Here is a 16,067-nt window from a genome sequence, read left to right as displayed (position 1 = left end):
TGGAAACGGGGCGGCCTCGGGCCGCCCGCCTACCAGTGAGACCGAGCCATTATGAAAATTGTCATTGCTCCCGACTCGTTCAAGGAAAGTCTGTCGGCGATGGACGTTGCCGCCCAGATCGAGGCGGGCTTTCGTTCTGTCTATCCCGATGCCGACTATGTGTCCATTCCGATGGCGGATGGCGGGGAGGGTACCGTCGAAGCGATGGTGGCGGCGACGCGCGGCCATAGTGTCGCCGCCGACGTCAGCGGACCGCTGGGCGACCCGGTTCGCGCCTGCTTCGGCCTGCTGCCGGACGGCGGCGCGGCCGTCATCGAAATGGCCGCGGCCAGCGGGCTGGAACTACTGGAGCCGGGGCGGCGCGATCCGCTGCTGACGAGTACGCGTGGTACCGGCGAGCTGATTCTGGCGGCGCTGGACCATGGCCGCCGCCATATCATTCTGGGATTGGGCGGCAGCGCGACCAACGATGGCGGCGCCGGCATGTTGCAGGCACTCGGGGCGACCTTGAGCGATAGCGCCGGCCATCCGATAGGAGCGGGAGGGGGGGCGCTCGCGCAGCTGGCCCGCATCGATCTCTCGACCCTCGACCCCCGTCTGGCCGATTGCCGCTTTGACGTTGCCTGCGATGTCGACAATCCCTTGCTCGGTCCTCTAGGCGCCGCGGCGGTGTTTGGCCCGCAGAAAGGGGCCGACCCTGGAAGCATTGAACGGCTGGAAGCCAATCTCGCCCACTATGCCGACCTGATCGAATGCCAGCTCGGCATCGACGTGCGCCGGATACCCGGCGGCGGCGCCGCCGGAGGCATGGGAGCGGCATTGGTCGCCATGCTTGGCGCAAGCTTGCGGCCTGGCATCGAGATCGTGACCGAGGCGGTCGGTCTGGACGCTGCGATACGCGATGCCGATCTGGTCGTTACCGGCGAGGGGCGCATCGACAGCCAGAGCGTGCACGGCAAGACCCCCATCGGGGTGGCGCGTGTCGCCAAGCGCCATGGCGTACCGGTCATCGGCATTGCCGGCAGTCTGTCGTCCGATGTTTCTGTCGTGCACCAGCATGGTATCGATGCGGTTTTCAGCGTGCTGTTCCGGGTGTGCCTGCTAGAAGAGGCGCTGGCGGAAGCGGCGGGAAACATCTATTTGACGGCGCGCAATATTGCGGCGGTGCACAAAATAGGGGCATGGGCAAATGCCTCAAATTCACTGCAAATCGGTGCCGAATCTTGTAGGGGGCGCTGATGAATCGCTCTGGCGACTTATTTAGACTGGGCGTGTCGACTGATACGGCGACAGGCATCGCCGCCGGATTGTGTACGGTTTACTTCACGGGAGAGATTCATGAACGACGTCAGCATGGCATTAGGAGGGGTGGCTAAAAAAACGCATGTCCGGTACTGGATCGTGGTCATGCTGTTTTTTGTCACCGCATTGAATTATGGCAGTCGCGCAACGCTTTCCATTGCGGGGGCACCGATGTCGAAGGCGCTCGGCCTCGACGCGGTCGGAATGGGGTATATTTTTTCGGCCTTTTCATGGGCATATGTGATCGGGCAGATTCCGGGGGGATGGTTGCTCGACCGCTTTGGTTCGAAAAAAGTCTATTTCTGGAGTATTTTCACCTGGTCGCTGTTCACTTTTCTGCAGGGCGCCGTCGGCGGCCTGAGCGTGGCCGCTGCCATCGCCACGCTGTTCTTCCTGCGCTTCATGGTCGGGCTGGTCGAAGCGCCTTCGTTCCCGGGTAACAGCCGCATCGTGGCCGCCTGGTTTCCGGCGCAGGAACGCGGCACCGCGGTCTCCATCTTCAATTCGGCGCAGTATTTTGCCATCGTCATGTTCGTCCCTGTCATGGGCTGGCTGACGACGACCATAGGCTGGGCGGCGGTGTTCTACTTCATGGGCGCGGTCGGGATCGTATTCAGCGTGATCTGGCTGAAAGTCATCCATGCTCCCAAGGATCACCCCGGCATCAATCAGGCCGAACTCGACTTTATCGAGAAGGGGGGGGCGCTGGTCGACATGGACCAGAAAAATGTCAGCAACAAGGCCAAAGCCGCGTTCAAGTGGGCCGACATCAAGCAGCTGCTGCAATCGCGGATGATGATGGGCGCCTATCTCGGTCAGTATTGCATCAACGCGCTCACGTATTTCTTTATCACCTGGTTCCCGGTCTACCTGATCCAGGCCAAGCATATGTCCCTGCTCAAGGCCGGCGTGGCGGCATCGATTCCGGCGATCTGTGGCTTCCTGGGCGGCGTGCTGGGCGGGATCATTTCCGACTGGCTGCTGAGAAAAGGCAGCACGCTGACGCTGGCGCGCAAGCTGCCCATCATTCTCGGCATGCTGCTGTCGATGTCGATGATTGTGTGCAACTACGTCGACTCGCAGTGGCTGGTGGTCGGCGTGATGGCCGTTTCCTTCTTCGGCAAGGGCATAGGCGCGCTCGGTTGGGCCGTGCTGGCGGATACGGCACCCAAGGAGATCAGCGGACTCAGCGGCGGTTTGTTCAATATGTTCGGCAATCTGTCCGGCATCGTGACCCCGATTGCCATCGGTTACATCATCAAGTCGACCGGCTCCTTCGACGGCGCCCTGGTTTTCGTCGGCGTCCATGCATTGCTGGCCATTGTCAGCTTCATGTTCATCGTGCCGGACATCAAACGCTTGAATCTGAAGCGCGCATAAGCGGCGCTTGACAAGGAACGCGAAAAATGAGCTCACAATCGACCCCTGTCATCACGGAAATGCGCGTGATACCGGTAGCCGGCCACGACAGCATGCTGCTTAATATCGGCGGGGCGCATGGCGCGTATTTCACGCGCAACCTGGTGGTCCTGACCGACAGTGCCGGGCATACCGGCGTCGGCGAAGCCCCCGGCGGCGAGGTGATACTGCAGACCCTGGCGGATGCGATTCCCCGTGTCGTCGGCCAGCAACTGGGGCATCTGAAGCGGCTGGTGCACGACCTGCACAGCGGCAATACCGGCTCGGATACCGATTCGTTTGGCAAGGGGGCCTGGACTTTCGAGCTGCGCGTCAATGCCGTCGCCGCGCTCGAAGCGGCGCTCCTGGATCTGATGGGCCAATTCCTCGGCGTGCCGGTGGCGGAATTGCTCGGCCCGGGCAAGCAGCGCGATGCCGTGACCGTGCTCGGTTATCTGTTCTATATCGGCGACCGCGAGAAGACCGACCTGCCGTATCAGGCCGGCGGGAAGGGCGGCCATGAGTGGTACCATCTGCGGCATCAGGCGGCGATGGACACCGAATCCGTGCTGCGTCTGGCGCAGGCCGCCAAGGATCGTTATGGTTTCAAGGATTTCAAGCTCAAGGGCGGGGTTTTGCCCGGTGAGCAGGAGATCGAAACCGTGAGCGCGCTGGCTGCCGCCTTTCCCGATGCGCGCATTACCATCGATCCCAACGGCGCGTGGTCGCTGGATGAGGCGGTTGGCTTGTGCAAGGGACTGAAGAATGTCCTGACCTATGCCGAGGATCCGTGTGGCGCTGAGAACGGATTCTCCGGGCGCGAGATCATGTCCGAGTTCCGCCGGGCGACCGGCCTGCCGACCGCTACCAATATGATCGCGACCAACTGGCGCGAACTGCAGCATTCGGTCTTGCTCGATGCGGTGGACATTCCGCTGGCCGACCCTCATTTCTGGACCTTGAGCGGAGCCGTGCGCGTCGCACAGTTGTGCGACGAGTGGGGGCTGACCTGGGGCTGCCATTCCAACAACCATTTCGACATCTCGCTGGCCATGTTCACGCATGTCGGTGCCGCCGTGCCGGGCAAGCCGACCGCCATCGATACGCACTGGATCTGGCAGGAAGGGCAATCTCTGACGCGCGAGCCGTTGCAGATCGTCGATGGCAAGATCGCCCTGAGCGACAAGCCGGGGCTGGGGGTCGAACTGGACTGGCAAAAAGTGGAGCAGGCGCACCGCCTGCATCGCGCCATGCCGTCCGGTGCCCGCAACGATGCCGCCGCGATGCAGTACCTGATTGCGGGATGGACATTCGACCGCAAGCGACCGGCGCTGGTTCGCTGAACGAATTCGTCGCCACGAACCCTGCACTACCCAAGCCGGCCAGTTGAATCATTCTGGCTGGTTTGGGTATTTTTTTGTTCTATCCGAAAACAATTGCCGTTTTCCGAAAGTCATCCGCCACGCCTTCGGGTCTACTGCCAGCCATCGCGGTCGTGACCGCCAGTTACCCGAAGGATGTCCTTTTGTCTGCCTCCCGCCTGTTTCGCCAACATACTCTGTCGCTACTGGCCTTTATCGACTTCGACAATCCTGCCTCGGCTCCCGAGGGCGATGTCTTGACGCTCGATCTCGACGATGGCCGTATCTTGCACCTGGTTCTGCTATCGGATGATGCGTGGATGTTGCTGATCGAGGTTCCCGCCGCCACGGTCGACCCCGAGTCCTGGCTGCGCCTGAATCAACCGGATGGCGAAGCGGAGCAGGCCGTCGTCGGGCTGACCGATGACGGCCGGCCGATGTTGTGGCTGCGCCTGCCTTTGACCGGCTGCAGTGAGGCCTCTGCCCGTGCGGCGCTGCAGCATCTGCTGTGCCGGTCGGCCGCCTTGTGCGAAGCGACCGCCGGGCAGGCGCATGATGCGCGGACTGCTGGCGCGCTCGTCTGATTCCGAGTTCTTTTGTCGACATGGAGTTTTGTATGCCCGTTTCCATTCATGCACCCAATAACACGACCTCTGCTGCCGATTTCGGTCGCCGTCCCGTCTCCAGCCACGTTCCCATGATCTCGCGGGATGCCCGCTTCCGCCTCGATCAGGGGGAGGCGCGCGGCCGGGCCGACTTTGTGCGCCCGCGCGATGCCGAGGGTCGCACCGGCATGCCGGTCAAAGGACGGGTGGGCCGCGCCCTGGAAGGTTTGCAGGATCTGTTCGGCCGCTGTGCCGGACGCGGCTCAAGCCGGGAGGAGGCCTATGCGCCGGCCAGGCAGTCCGAATCGTCGCCGCTGCGCGACGCCCCCCCTGCGCGGGCCAAAGCATCCGAACCATCCGTGCCGGCGCGCAACGACCCCATGGCCCGGATGCGGGCCGCGATGAGCAAGTCCGATGTCGAAAATCTGTTGCGGGTCCGGCAAAGGGAAGGCCTCGACGACGAGAGACTGCGCTTGCGGAGCGACCGCCCGGTGGAGAGCGCGCGCGAGCGGATGGAGTCGCGAATCGCCGCACGCGAGCTGCACAAAAAACAGGAAACCCTGCTCGCAGCCGGACATACGCTGAGCGGCGTGATATCAAAAAGCGAACTGACAGCGGCGATCCGCGACGTTTACTCTCCGGCGGCACTGAGGGTGGTGCTCAATATGAGGCCGTCGCTCGGGCACAAGGGACGCTGTGGCCAGGCCGAAGTCGATTGGGTACGGAAAGCCCTGGCCTACCTCGGCAACGACGCCGCCAATACGATGGCCTTGCGCCATGGCGCCACGGGGATCGTGCCGTTCTCGCAAGGCCTGCTTTCCATCACGGATTCAAGCCGGGGGCAGCAAGGGGTGGCCTTTGGAACGAAGGGTATCTGCGCGGCCTTGGCGACTCACTGGCTAAGCTGTGTCAGGCATGGCGTCGATTTTCAGACCGACCTCGGGCGCGACGGCGAAAACTATGGTCGCGACCATAATCTGAATAGTGTGACGCCGGGGCGCGAAGAAGTCATGAACCTTGCCATCGCTTATTACAGTAAGCCCGAAAGCACTGCCAAAGCGACAACGGGGAAAGATGCGGACGCGCGCTGGCAGCATGTCGATACGCCTTTTGTCAACGGCCAGAAAAAGCAGATGGAGCGCGGGGTATTCACTGCCGGTATCTACTACCGGGGCGATGCCGTGTTGCGCGAATATCTGCAGGACAACGGCTTGCGCCGTCAGGAGGGAGGCGACATACACAAGGGGAGCTTGGATGTGGGCGAGCTCGGCAAAGACGGTTTGTACCTGATCCAGATCTACGGCAAGGGCGGGCATGGTCTTGCCTGTCATGTCGATGGCGATGCCGGGACGTTCCAGTTTTTCGATCCGAACGCTGGCGAATTCACCTTCTCGAGTCACGGCGAGATGCAGAACTTCATCGCGGAATTTCTGCGGGACAAATACCCCGATCTGCAGCAGGAGCACCGATGCGAGCGCTATCGCTGACGCGGCAGGTCGCAGGGTGCGCCGTTCAGCGCGCGTCGGCCAAGAAGTCGGCGATGCCGGACACCAGACCGGCGGACAACGGCAGGGCCGGATCGGCGTAGGCGGCCAGGTTGGCGGCGCGGTCGTTTTCGGGTACGTCCTTGAGGACATGATTCATGTGCGGCAACAGCAGCAGCCTTGCTCCGTGACCGGCCTGCTGTAGCGCCCGCGCGTCGGCCAGCCCGATCTGCAGGTCGCGCAGACCCTGCACGATCAGCACCGGGCGCGTTTCGCGCGCGAGCAGGGCGGCAGGGTCGTAACGAAACACGTCGATGACGAAGTTCTGCACCGCAGGCGGAAAAATGGACTGCAAAGCCGGCGGCAGCGCCGCGCTCGCCACGTGCCGCCCGGCTGCGAATTCGGCCAGCGTCGCGTCGACAGGCGCCATGAGCGCCTCATATTCCGGCATGGCGGCGAATTGTTCGCGCACGATGACACCCAGCGGCCGGCCGGGGGAGCAAAGCAGAATCAGGCCATCCACGTCCGCCCGTTCTGCCGCGGCAAGCGCGACCATGGCGCCCTCGCTATGCCCAAGCAGATAGAGCCGCCGGGCGGCAGTCCGTTCGCGCAGGACGGCGACCCAGTTCAGAACATCGTCGGCGTAGTCGGCGAGCGTGACCGCGTTGGCGTCCGGCACCGCCGCCGCGCTGCCGAACATGCCGCGTTTGTCCACGCGCAGTGAGGCGATGGAACGGTCGGCCAGGCCTTCCGCCAGCAGGCGGTACATGGCCGACTTGATTCCGAACGGGTTGTTGCCGTCGCGATCGGTCGGGCCGCTGCCCGGTATGATCAGCACGGCACAGTCGCTCGCGCCTGCGGGCGACAGCAAGCTGCCCGCCAGCAGCCCGTGCGGCCCATCGGCATGGATTTCACTGGTCTGCAACGCCATGACGGTCTCCGCGGCAGCAAGGGGTAGAGTTGCGATTCTACGCCGCGGGGGCATGACTGGCGAGGCGGGCCGGTCGTATCGGACGGGCCTGCGCGCCCGCGGGGATTCGCGGCTTGATGCCCTTCTTGTCAACGTGTCGATTCTTTCTGGCGATTTGCTCGCTTTCACCTGCCGTTCTTGCAGTTTGCACACTGTCGGCTGGCATGCGCGCGGGGGAAAATAAGCCCGCGGCAATCACATGCCAACCCCAAGGAAATGAGCCGACATGACACGCTATATCGATACCATCGACCTGCAACGGCTGGTCAAAACCATAGGAGCCGAGGTCTTCATCGCTCAACTCGCCCGCTATATCGAAGCCGATTTCCGGCGCTGGCCGGACTTCGATACCTGTCCGCGCATCGCGCATCATTCGGACGAAGGCGTGATCGAGCTGATGCCGATCTCGGATGGGCATTATTACGGCTTCAAGTATGTCAACGGCCACCCTCGCAATACGCGCTTCGACATGCTGACCGTCATGGCTTTCGGCGCGCTGGCGCGCGTCGACTCGGGCTTGCCTGTCCTGCTCAGCGAGCTGACCCTGACCACCGCCCTGCGCACGGCGGCGACATCGGCGTTGGTCGCACAGGTGCTGGCCCGGCCCGATGCAAAGATCATGGCCCTGATCGGCAATGGCGCACAGAGCGAGTTTCAGTTGCTGGCTTTTCATACGCTGTTGAATATCGACACGTTCCACCTCTACGACACCGACCCCGCGGCGACCGACAAACTGCTGTCCAACCTGGGGGGGCACCCCGGCTTGCACCTCATTCGCGCGGCGTCGGCGCGTGAGGCGACGGAGGGAGCCGACATCATCACAACGGTCACCGCCGATAAAAACCACGCTACCATCCTGACCCCGGACATGATCCGCCCCGGAATGCATGTCAACGCCGTCGGCGGCGACTGCCCGGGCAAGACCGAACTGCATCCCGATATCCTTGGCATGGCCACGGTTTTCGTCGAGTTCGAAGCGCAAACCCGTATCGAAGGCGAGTTGCAGCAGATGCCCGCCGATTTCGCCGTCACCGAACTATGGGAAGTCTTGGCCGGTGTGCGACCGGGGCGGATAAGCGCGGATGAGATCACGGTTTTCGACTCGGTCGGGTTTGCGCTGGAAGATTTTTCCGCCTTGCGCTATGTACTGGATCAGTCCGAACGATATGGCATCGGGAATGCGATTGATCTGGTGCCGGCACCGTCCGATCCGAAAAACCTCTTCCAGCTCCTGGCCTGAGGCATGCGCATGACGCAGACCAGGACACAGACCAGGACACAGACCAGGACACAGACCAGGACACAGACGGCCAGCCGCATCGTCATGGTGCGCCCGGTCCGGTTTTGTGCGAATCCCGAGACGATGTCATCGAACCGCTTTCAACGCAGCGGGCACGATGCGCAATCGGCGCAGCGTACGGCGCTGTTCGAGTTCGATCGCTATGTCGAAGCCATCCGCGGTGCTGGCGTGCAGGTTCAGGTCTTTCACGATAGCGGCGACGACAGAACGCCCGATTCGCTGTTTCCGAACAACTGGATCAGCCTGTTGCACGATGGAACCATCGTCACCTATCCGATGGAGGCGCCAAGCCGCCGCCGCGAACGCAAGCCTGCCGTGATCCGCCGTCTGATGGGCGATTATCAGGTCTCCAGGATCGTCGATCTCAGCTACTTCGAGCACGAGGGGAAATACCTGGAGGGTACGGGCGCGATGGTTTTCGATCATGAAAATCGTATCATCTATGCCTGCCTGTCCAGCCGATGTCATCCGGAAGCGATAGAGAAGGTGGCCGCGCAACTGGCTTGCCATCTGGTGTTGTTCGAAGCGTTCGACCGCAACGGGCATGCGATCTATCACACCAATGTGATGATGAGCGTGGGACGCACGCTGGCGCTGGTGTGTCTCGAAGCCATCGTCGACGTGCGACAGCGCCAGGGGGTCATTTCTTCGCTGGAGGGGGACGGAAAGACGATTATCGCGATCAGCCACGCCCAGATGGAATGTTTCGCCGGCAATGTGCTCGAACTGTCCGGTGCCGGAGGAGGTCCGGTGCTGGCGATGTCGACGCGCGCCTGGGCCGCGTTCGATGCCGATCAGCAGGCGAGGCTGACGGCCTATGCGACTATCGCCAAATCTCCGTTGAATACCATCGAGGATCTGGGGGGCGGCGGCGCGCGCTGCATGATCGCGGAAAACTTCCTGCCGCCGGCCTGACGCCCGCCCGGGAGCTTAGCCGCCGCTGTGCCAGTCGCGCCGTCCTGCCGCGTCGAGAAAGGTCCATGCGAGTACGCGGCTCTGCTTCTGCCCCTGAGCCATCGCGAGGATCGTGCTGTGGCGCACGGCGCTGTGCTTGAGCGCGCGCCGCAGTGCGGGCAGGCTGGCCGCTTTCGATACCAGGCTGCTGAACCAGCAGCAGCGGTCGGCGAAACGCACGCTGTCCGCTATCATGCGCCCGATGAAGGCCTCTTCGCCGCCCGGGCACCAAAGCTCGGACTGGCGTCCGCCGAAATTCAGGCGGGTATCGCGCGTGTCGCCGCGTCCGAGGTTCTGCCATTTCCTGCGCGTGCCTGCGCCGGCTTCGGCGCGTGAGGCGTGGAAGGGCGGGTTGCACAGGGTGAGGTCGAAGCGTTCGCCCGCACGGATGACGGTGTCGAAAATCGCATTCGGATCGTTCTGGCGCCGCAGTTCGATCGCCGCCGACATCGCCGGATTGGCGGCGAGGATGGCACGCGCGCTGTTCAGCGCGCCGTCATCGATGTCGCTGCCGACGAAACGCCAGCCATACTCGGCATGGCCGATCAAGGGGTAGACGCAGTTGGCTCCGACACCGATGTCGAGTACCCGCACTGCCGTGCCGCGCGGGATGGAGCGCTTGCGCCCGGACGCCAGTAAATCGGCCAGATAATGCAGGTAATCGGCGCGCCCGGGAATGGGCGGGCACAAATAGCCGTCCGGGATATCCCAGCCGACGACGCCGTAGTCGTGCGCAAGCAGGGCGCGGTTGAGTTGCCTGACGGCCGTCGGGTCGGCGAAGTCGATGGAGTCGTCGCCGTAGGCATTGGGCGCGACATGGGAGGAAAGAGCCGGGCAGGCCGCGATCAGGGCCGCAAAATCATAGCGCCCCTGATGCCGGTTGCGCGGGTGCAGACGCTTGTCCGTGGTGACCATCGGCTGTTCGCTTGTCTGCGCCGGGTGTCGCCGGCGCCGAAGTGGAGAAGGCGGTATGGTAGCCTTCGCCGCGGGTGCTGACAAATCGCCGCCTTCACTTGCCTTCCGGGATCTCGCACGTCCGGTTGCGGCCATTGCGCTTGGCCTCGAACAAGGCGCGGTCGGCGCGGTTGAGAAAGACATCGAGGTTGACGTCGCTCTCGGTCAGGGAGGCGACACCGAGCGAGGCCGTGAACTGGACCGGCAGTCCGCGTTCGATAGGCAGCCGGATCGCCGCGATCGCCAGACGCAGACGGTCGGCGGCTTCGTAGGCTTGCCAACCGCTGGTTTCGGGCAAAAGAACGGCAAATTCCTCGCCGCCGATGCGACCGATCAAATCGGGGTCGCGCAAGGTTTGGCGGCAGACGTGGGCGAATTCGCGCAGGGCGCGGTCGCCTACTTCGTGTCCATAGGTATCGTTGATCAGCTTGAAATGGTCGAGGTCTATCATGACCAGCGACAAGGCCGCCTTGTAGCGCACCGCGCGCGCGCGTTCTTTTTCAGCCAGCTCGAAGAAGTAGCTGCGGTTGGGCAAGCCGGTCAGGAAGTCGGTGTGCGCCTGGATTTCAAGGCGCGCTTCCAGTTCCTTGTGTTCGGTGATGTCGGTCGAAATGCCGACCAGACCCCAGACCCGGTCGGCCCCGGCCTGCTCGAAGATGGGGGCTTTCACCTCCCAATACACGCGCAGATGGCCGTCGGCGCCGGGGATCTCGATTTCTTCGCCCGTCAAGGCGCCGGCGAACACCCGGTTGTCGACCTCGTGCAACTTCGCCACGGTCGAAGCCGGGAAAAAATCCTCGTCCGTTTTGCCGATCAGGTCGCGCGCGGTGCCGCCGAACAGTTCCATCGTCAATTTATTCGCGTAGATATAACGATGTTCGAGATCCTTCATATAAATGTAGGCGGGGACGTGATCGAGCGCTCGGCGCAAGCGTTCGGCTTCGGCCAGCGCCACGTTGAGCCGGGCTTCTGCCTGCTTGCGCTCGGTGATGATGTCGAAGATGGCGACGATATGCCCGGGTTTGGGGCAGTAGACCGAGACCGAACGCCACATTTGCAGCACATTCAGATAGTGTTCGAAGCGCTCGGGCTTTCCGCTTGCGGCAACGCGGCCATAAGCCTGCAACAGGTCGTCGTCGGTCTCGCGCAGCCCCGGCAGAACATCGGAGGCGCGGCGACCGATCACGTCGCTCAGGCCGGTCTGGGAGACGAAGGCCTGGTTGACCGCCAGGTAGACGAAGTCGACCGCACGGTCGTCCTCGTACAGCATGCGGCAATAGGCGAGTCCGTTGAGCATATTGTCGAACAGGGCGCGGTAAGTCTCGTCCTCTCCGAGTACTTCGACGGCGATTTCTTCCCGTCCTGCCATGACGTTCTCCCTGCCATGAGTAGTGTCATTACTTTATCCTACTCAATAGATGCCGTTCTGGCAGGGAAAGCTGTGCCGCGCGGGCAAAAAATGCCCGATGTCACGTCTTGCGCGGGAGGGCGAGGCTCTAGAGGAACCGATACGGCACGGCCGGTCAGGGGTTTGTCGGCCCACTGAAGCACTGGCGCTTGCGTGGGCGTGGAGCCATACCGGGGCGCCGCGCTCGCATGCCTGGGCGTGTCGAAACACGAGGCCGGCAAGCGCGACGACAAGACAGGAGCCCGTCCGGCGGCTTCCTGTCGCAATCCGTCCACGCCGCACTCGCGCCTCGAACTGCGCGTTGCGCAGACTACCCGTAACGGAAGAATTCGAGAAAGGCCCGCAATGCAGGACGCATCAGGCGCCGGGAAGGATAGTAGATATAAAAGCCATCGAAGGGTGGACACCATTCTTCCATGACGGAGATCAGTTTGCCTTCCCGTACATCGGCCGAAACGGTTTTCTCGAACAGAAAAGCCAGGCCAATGCCGTCGAGAGCGGCCTGCCTCATCAGTTCCTGCTGTGGCAGGATCACATTGCCCTTTACGCCAACGCTGATCGCATGCCCGTCGTGTTCCAATTCCCAGCGGTAGATGCGTCCGCTCTGGAACCGGCGGCGGATGCAGTTGTGTGCGGCCAGATCGCGGGGGTGCAGGGGTTTGGGATGTTTTGCGAAGTAAGCGGGGGAGCCGACGATCATGCCGCGCCGTGCTCCGCCAGCGCGTACCGCGATCATGTCGACCTCCAGGCTCTCCCCGAGCCGGATCCCTGCGTCGCACCCGTTCTCGACGATGTTTTCAAACACATCCGAAACGCGAATATCGAGTTCAATCGCCGGGTAGAGCGCCGCGAACTCCGGCAGCCGAGGCATGATGATCTCCTGGACGGCGAGGAGCGGCATCGTGATCCGCAAGGGACCAGAAGGCGCAACGGCTCCCTCCGTGACATCCGCGAATCCCGTTTCGATTTCGGCGAGGGGAGCTGCGACGCGTGCCAGAAGGCGTTCCCCCTCCTCGGTCGGACGTGTCGAACGCGTGGTTCTTGCCAGCAGTCGCAGCCCCAGGGCGTCCTCCAGCGTCGAAACGGCGTGGCTGACGGCGGAAGGCGCGATGCCGAGTTGATCGGCCGCCGCACGAAAACTCCCGGCCTTGGCGACGGTGACGAAAACGACGAGTTGGGAAAGCTGCGTTCGATCCATTGTTCTATATTTTAGATCGCCCCATTCTTTTTTGCACGGGTTATCAGTGTCTGTCGTCGCCATTACCATGCTCGTATTCCAGCCAATTCCAGAGAGGAACACGTTATGGAACATCGCAAATTAGGAAAAACCGAGGTCTCGGCCATCGGCCTGGGCTGCATGGGACTGAGCCAGGCGTATGGCGTCCAGGATGAAGCCAGCTCGATCCGGACCCTGCATCGCGCAGTCGAACTTGGCGTGACCTTCTTCGACACTGCCGAGGTTTATGGCCCCTATCGCAACGAGATACTTCTGGGCAAGGCGCTCAAGCCTCACCGGGAGCGGGTGCTCATCGCGACGAAATTCGGTTTCGTCTACAACCGGGATCGTAGCGATTTCGGCGAGATCACCGGAACGGATGGACGTCCCGAAAATGCGCGCGCCGTCGCGGAAGCCTCGCTGAAGCGGCTCGATACCGATGTCATCGACCTCTACTATCTGCACCGTGTCGATCCGGCGGTACCCATCGAAGAAAGTGTCGGCGCAATGGCCGAACTGGTGACCGAGGGCAAGGTCCGTGCGATCGGTCTTTCCGAAGTCTCTGCCGATACGCTGCGCCGCGCCCATGCCATCCACCCGATCACGGCTTTGCAGAGCGAATATTCACTGTGGACGCGCGATGTCGAAACCAATGGCGTTCTTGACGCCTGCCGCGAGCTGGGCATTTCCTTCGTGCCGTTCAGCCCTCTCGGCCGCGGCTTCCTGACCGGCAAGGTGCCCGCTGCCGCCATGCTGGAAGCGGGCGATTTCCGCCACAATCTGCCGCGCTTCCAGCCTGGGCACGTGGAGGCGAACCGCAGCCTGGTGGCGGTGATCGAAGAAATCGCGGTCGCAAAAGGAATGAGCGCTGCACAAGTCGCCCTGGCCTGGGTGCTGGCCCAGGGCGGTGACATCATTCCGATCCCCGGTGCCAAACGCCTCGGGCACCTGGAGCAGAATGTCGCCGCGGCCGCGCTGCAATTGTCCGCCGAGGAATGCGCCCGGCTTGAAGCGACGTTCGCGCCCGAAAACATTTCGGGCGCCCGATACTCGGCAGCGTTTGAGGCGATGGCCGAGAAATGAAATGGGCGCTGACCGTGCGATCGACCGCTCGGCCGGCCCGGGCGCCGGATCGTCCCGGCATGGGCGCCGCGCCTGAACATCGCGCCGGATGCGCGCGGCGCCGGCTTTCGTCGGCAACGCCGGTCGCCCGGCGATGGCGGATGTCGTGCCTATCCGCGTGGGGTGCCGGAGCCGGCCTGAAATGAAAACGGCCCGGACAGGCCGCTGTCCGGGCCGTCTGCGCGTGGGCGGCTCAGTCTTTCGTGCTCTCCGCCTTGCCCTGCACGGATTCGAGTCCGCTCCACAGCGTCGATTTGCGCTCGGTATAGTGCGTATGCAACAGATGGTGCGCTTTTTCCGAGTGCGGCGCTTCCAGGAAGTCGGCATACAAACGCTGTACCTGGGTGTTGTTGTGCGATTGCCGCGCCTTGGTGCCCCGGTCGATGCCATACAGGGTTTCGCGCCGTTTGAGCGCGAAGGGCAGATAGGCTTTTTTCGACCGCAAGGTGCCGCCGCCGTCGACGCAGCCGCCCGGGCAGGCCATGACTTCGATGAAATCAAAGTCCGATGTGCCGGCCAGGACGCCTTCGACGATTTCGCGCGTGCCTTTGAGTCCATGACACATGGCGACCTTGATTTCGCCATATTCGCCGCCGAGATTAACGGTTGCGGTGCGGACGTTCTCGAAACCGCGCAGCTGCGTGATTTCGACGTGCTCCAGTTCCTTGCCGTTGACCACGAAATACATGGTGCGCAAGGCCGCTTCCATAACGCCGCCGGTGGTTCCGAAGATCGCGCCGGCACCCGAGTATTCGCTCATATACGGGTCATCGAAGGCGGAGGGCTGCAGCGTCTTGATATCGATGCCCTCGCGGCGCAGCAGACGGGCGAATTCGCGAATCGTCAGTACGATATCGACATCGGGCCGGCCATCGCGCCCGAGTTCGCTGCGTGCGGCCTCACCTTTCTTCGCGGTGCACGGCATGATGGAGATCACGCGCATCCTGGCCGGATCGATGCCGCGCTTCTCGGCCAGATAGGTTTTCGCGATGACCCCCAGCACCTGCTGCGGGGAACGGGTGGAGGACAGGTAGGGCAATATCTCGGGGTAATGTTTCTCGGCAAAGGTAATCCAGCCCGGGCAGCATGAGGTGAAGGTGGGGCGCTTGTCTTGCTTCAACTGACCGAGCAGTTCGGTGCCTTCCTCCATGATCACGACGTCGGCGGCGAAGTTGGTGTCGAGAATGATGTCGGCCCCGATCTTGCGCAGGGCGGCGATGATCTGGCCTTCTACGTTGAATCCCGGCGGCAGGCCGAATTCCTCGCCGAAGCCGACGCGGATGGCGGGCGCCATCTGGAATACGGTGGTGATCTCCGGGTCGGCCAGATAATCGAGCACCTCTTGCGTCTGGTCATGCTCGGATAGGGCGCCGGTCGGGCACACCATCAGGCATTGCCCGCAACTGACGCAAGGCGAGGCATCGACCGAGCCGCCTTTCAGCCGCACGCCCGCGGTATTGCCCCAGCCGCTCAGCTCCAGCGCATCGATATTCTGCACGCTGCGGCAGACCGCCACGCAGCGCTGGCAGCGGATGCAGCGGCTGCGGTCGTAAACGATGGGCTGGCCTTCGATGATCGGATCTTCGTTCTCCCAGCCTTCGGAATAGTGAAAACGGACATGCTGCAGCCCCACCGAGTTGGCTGCCGCCAGCAGCTCGCAGTTGCCGGTGCGTGAACAGGTGGAACAGGACTGATGGTGGTCGGCCATCGTCATTTCCAGTTGCAGGCGGCGCATCTCCTGCACTTCGGCGGTGCGGGTCAGAACCTGCCAGCCTTCCCGCAGCGGCGTGTCGCATGCGGTCACGTACTGCGCGTCATCCCCGCTGTGCTGCCGAAGTTCGACCAGGCAGACGCGACAGGTGCCGGGGGCATGGTCGATGTCGTGCAGCTCGCACAGCGTCGGAATATAGATGTCGTTCTTCCGTGCGACCTCGAGGATGGTCTGCTCGGGTTCGAAAGCGATTTCCTGTCCGTTGATGTAAGCTTTCATGGC

At 62.8% G+C, this 16,067-nt stretch carries 13 protein-coding genes; 8 read left to right on the top strand and 5 right to left on the bottom strand.

Features of this window, described 5'->3' with window-relative positions; genetic code table 11:
• Positions 1-51 precede the first annotated feature (51 nt).
• From G520_RS22050 to G520_RS0107615, 5 genes are all read left to right on the top strand, one after another.
• Positions 52-1,239, top strand: a complete 1,188-nt coding sequence (locus G520_RS22050) for a glycerate kinase (protein WP_051229230.1) — start codon at positions 52-54, stop codon at positions 1,237-1,239.
• A 99-nt stretch (positions 1,240-1,338) separates the two neighbouring features.
• Positions 1,339-2,682 carry an MFS transporter gene (locus tag G520_RS0107630; protein WP_028535127.1) on the top strand — a complete coding sequence of 448 codons (1,344 nt, stop codon included), beginning with the start codon at positions 1,339-1,341 and terminating at the stop codon, positions 2,680-2,682.
• Positions 2,683-2,708: 26 nt separating this feature from the next.
• A complete protein-coding gene (locus tag G520_RS0107625) occupies positions 2,709-4,043 on the top strand; it encodes an enolase C-terminal domain-like protein (protein WP_028535126.1) in 1,335 nt (444 codons plus the stop codon).
• A 182-nt stretch (positions 4,044-4,225) separates the two neighbouring features.
• A complete protein-coding gene (locus G520_RS0107620) occupies positions 4,226-4,645 on the top strand; it encodes a CesT family type III secretion system chaperone (protein WP_028535125.1) in 420 nt (139 codons plus the stop codon).
• 32 nt (positions 4,646-4,677) lie between these two features.
• Positions 4,678-6,153 carry a YopT-type cysteine protease domain-containing protein gene (locus tag G520_RS0107615; protein ID WP_028535124.1) on the top strand — a complete coding sequence of 492 codons (1,476 nt, stop codon included), beginning with the start codon at positions 4,678-4,680 and terminating at the stop codon, positions 6,151-6,153.
• A 25-nt stretch (positions 6,154-6,178) separates the two neighbouring features.
• On the opposite strand, the gene G520_RS0107610 is transcribed toward G520_RS0107615, so the two are convergent.
• Positions 6,179-7,081: an alpha/beta hydrolase gene (locus G520_RS0107610; RefSeq protein ID WP_036665708.1), complete on the bottom strand. Its 903-nt coding sequence runs from the start codon at positions 7,079-7,081 to the stop codon at positions 6,179-6,181.
• 265 nt (positions 7,082-7,346) lie between these two features.
• On the opposite strand from G520_RS0107610, the gene G520_RS0107605 reads away from it, so the two are divergent.
• Together G520_RS0107605 and ctlX are read left to right on the top strand one after the other, a co-directional pair.
• A complete protein-coding gene (locus G520_RS0107605; protein ID WP_028535122.1) occupies positions 7,347-8,360 on the top strand; it encodes an ornithine cyclodeaminase in 1,014 nt (337 codons plus the stop codon).
• A 9-nt stretch (positions 8,361-8,369) separates the two neighbouring features.
• On the top strand, positions 8,370-9,335 hold the full coding sequence (gene ctlX / locus G520_RS0107600; RefSeq protein ID WP_051229260.1) for a citrulline utilization hydrolase CtlX: 966 nt from the start codon (positions 8,370-8,372) through the stop codon (positions 9,333-9,335).
• Between the two features lie 15 nt (positions 9,336-9,350).
• Here the strand turns inward: ctlX and rlmF are convergent, their stop codons facing one another.
• The 3 genes from rlmF to G520_RS0107585 all read right to left on the bottom strand — a co-directional run bounded on the left by rlmF (position 9,351) and on the right by G520_RS0107585 (position 12,997).
• Positions 9,351-10,289 carry a 23S rRNA (adenine(1618)-N(6))-methyltransferase RlmF gene (gene rlmF / locus G520_RS0107595; RefSeq protein ID WP_028535120.1) on the bottom strand — a complete coding sequence of 313 codons (939 nt, stop codon included), beginning with the start codon at positions 10,287-10,289 and terminating at the stop codon, positions 9,351-9,353.
• A gap of 94 nt (positions 10,290-10,383) precedes the next feature.
• Positions 10,384-11,697 carry a sensor domain-containing diguanylate cyclase gene (locus G520_RS22045; protein ID WP_051229228.1) on the bottom strand — a complete coding sequence of 438 codons (1,314 nt, stop codon included), beginning with the start codon at positions 11,695-11,697 and terminating at the stop codon, positions 10,384-10,386.
• Positions 11,698-12,046: 349 nt separating this feature from the next.
• Positions 12,047-12,997 (bottom strand): LysR family transcriptional regulator, encoded by a 951-nt coding sequence (locus G520_RS0107585; protein WP_211222785.1) that lies wholly within the window; start codon positions 12,995-12,997, stop codon positions 12,047-12,049.
• 42 nt (positions 12,998-13,039) lie between these two features.
• Here G520_RS0107585 and G520_RS0107580 point away from each other — a divergent pair, with 42 nt between their 5' ends.
• A complete protein-coding gene (locus tag G520_RS0107580) occupies positions 13,040-14,035 on the top strand; it encodes an aldo/keto reductase (protein WP_028535118.1) in 996 nt (331 codons plus the stop codon).
• Between the two features lie 232 nt (positions 14,036-14,267).
• Here the strand turns inward: G520_RS0107580 and G520_RS22040 are convergent, their stop codons facing one another.
• Positions 14,268-16,064 carry a 2Fe-2S iron-sulfur cluster binding domain-containing protein gene (locus G520_RS22040; protein WP_036665705.1) on the bottom strand — a complete coding sequence of 599 codons (1,797 nt, stop codon included), beginning with the start codon at positions 16,062-16,064 and terminating at the stop codon, positions 14,268-14,270.
• Between the last annotated feature and the right edge of the window lie 3 nt (positions 16,065-16,067).

Origin of the sequence: Paludibacterium yongneupense DSM 18731 (genome assembly GCF_000422925.1) — a bacterium.
GTDB lineage: Bacteria > Pseudomonadota > Gammaproteobacteria > Burkholderiales > Chromobacteriaceae > Paludibacterium > Paludibacterium yongneupense.
This window is presented reverse-complemented; position numbering and strand designations above follow the sequence as displayed.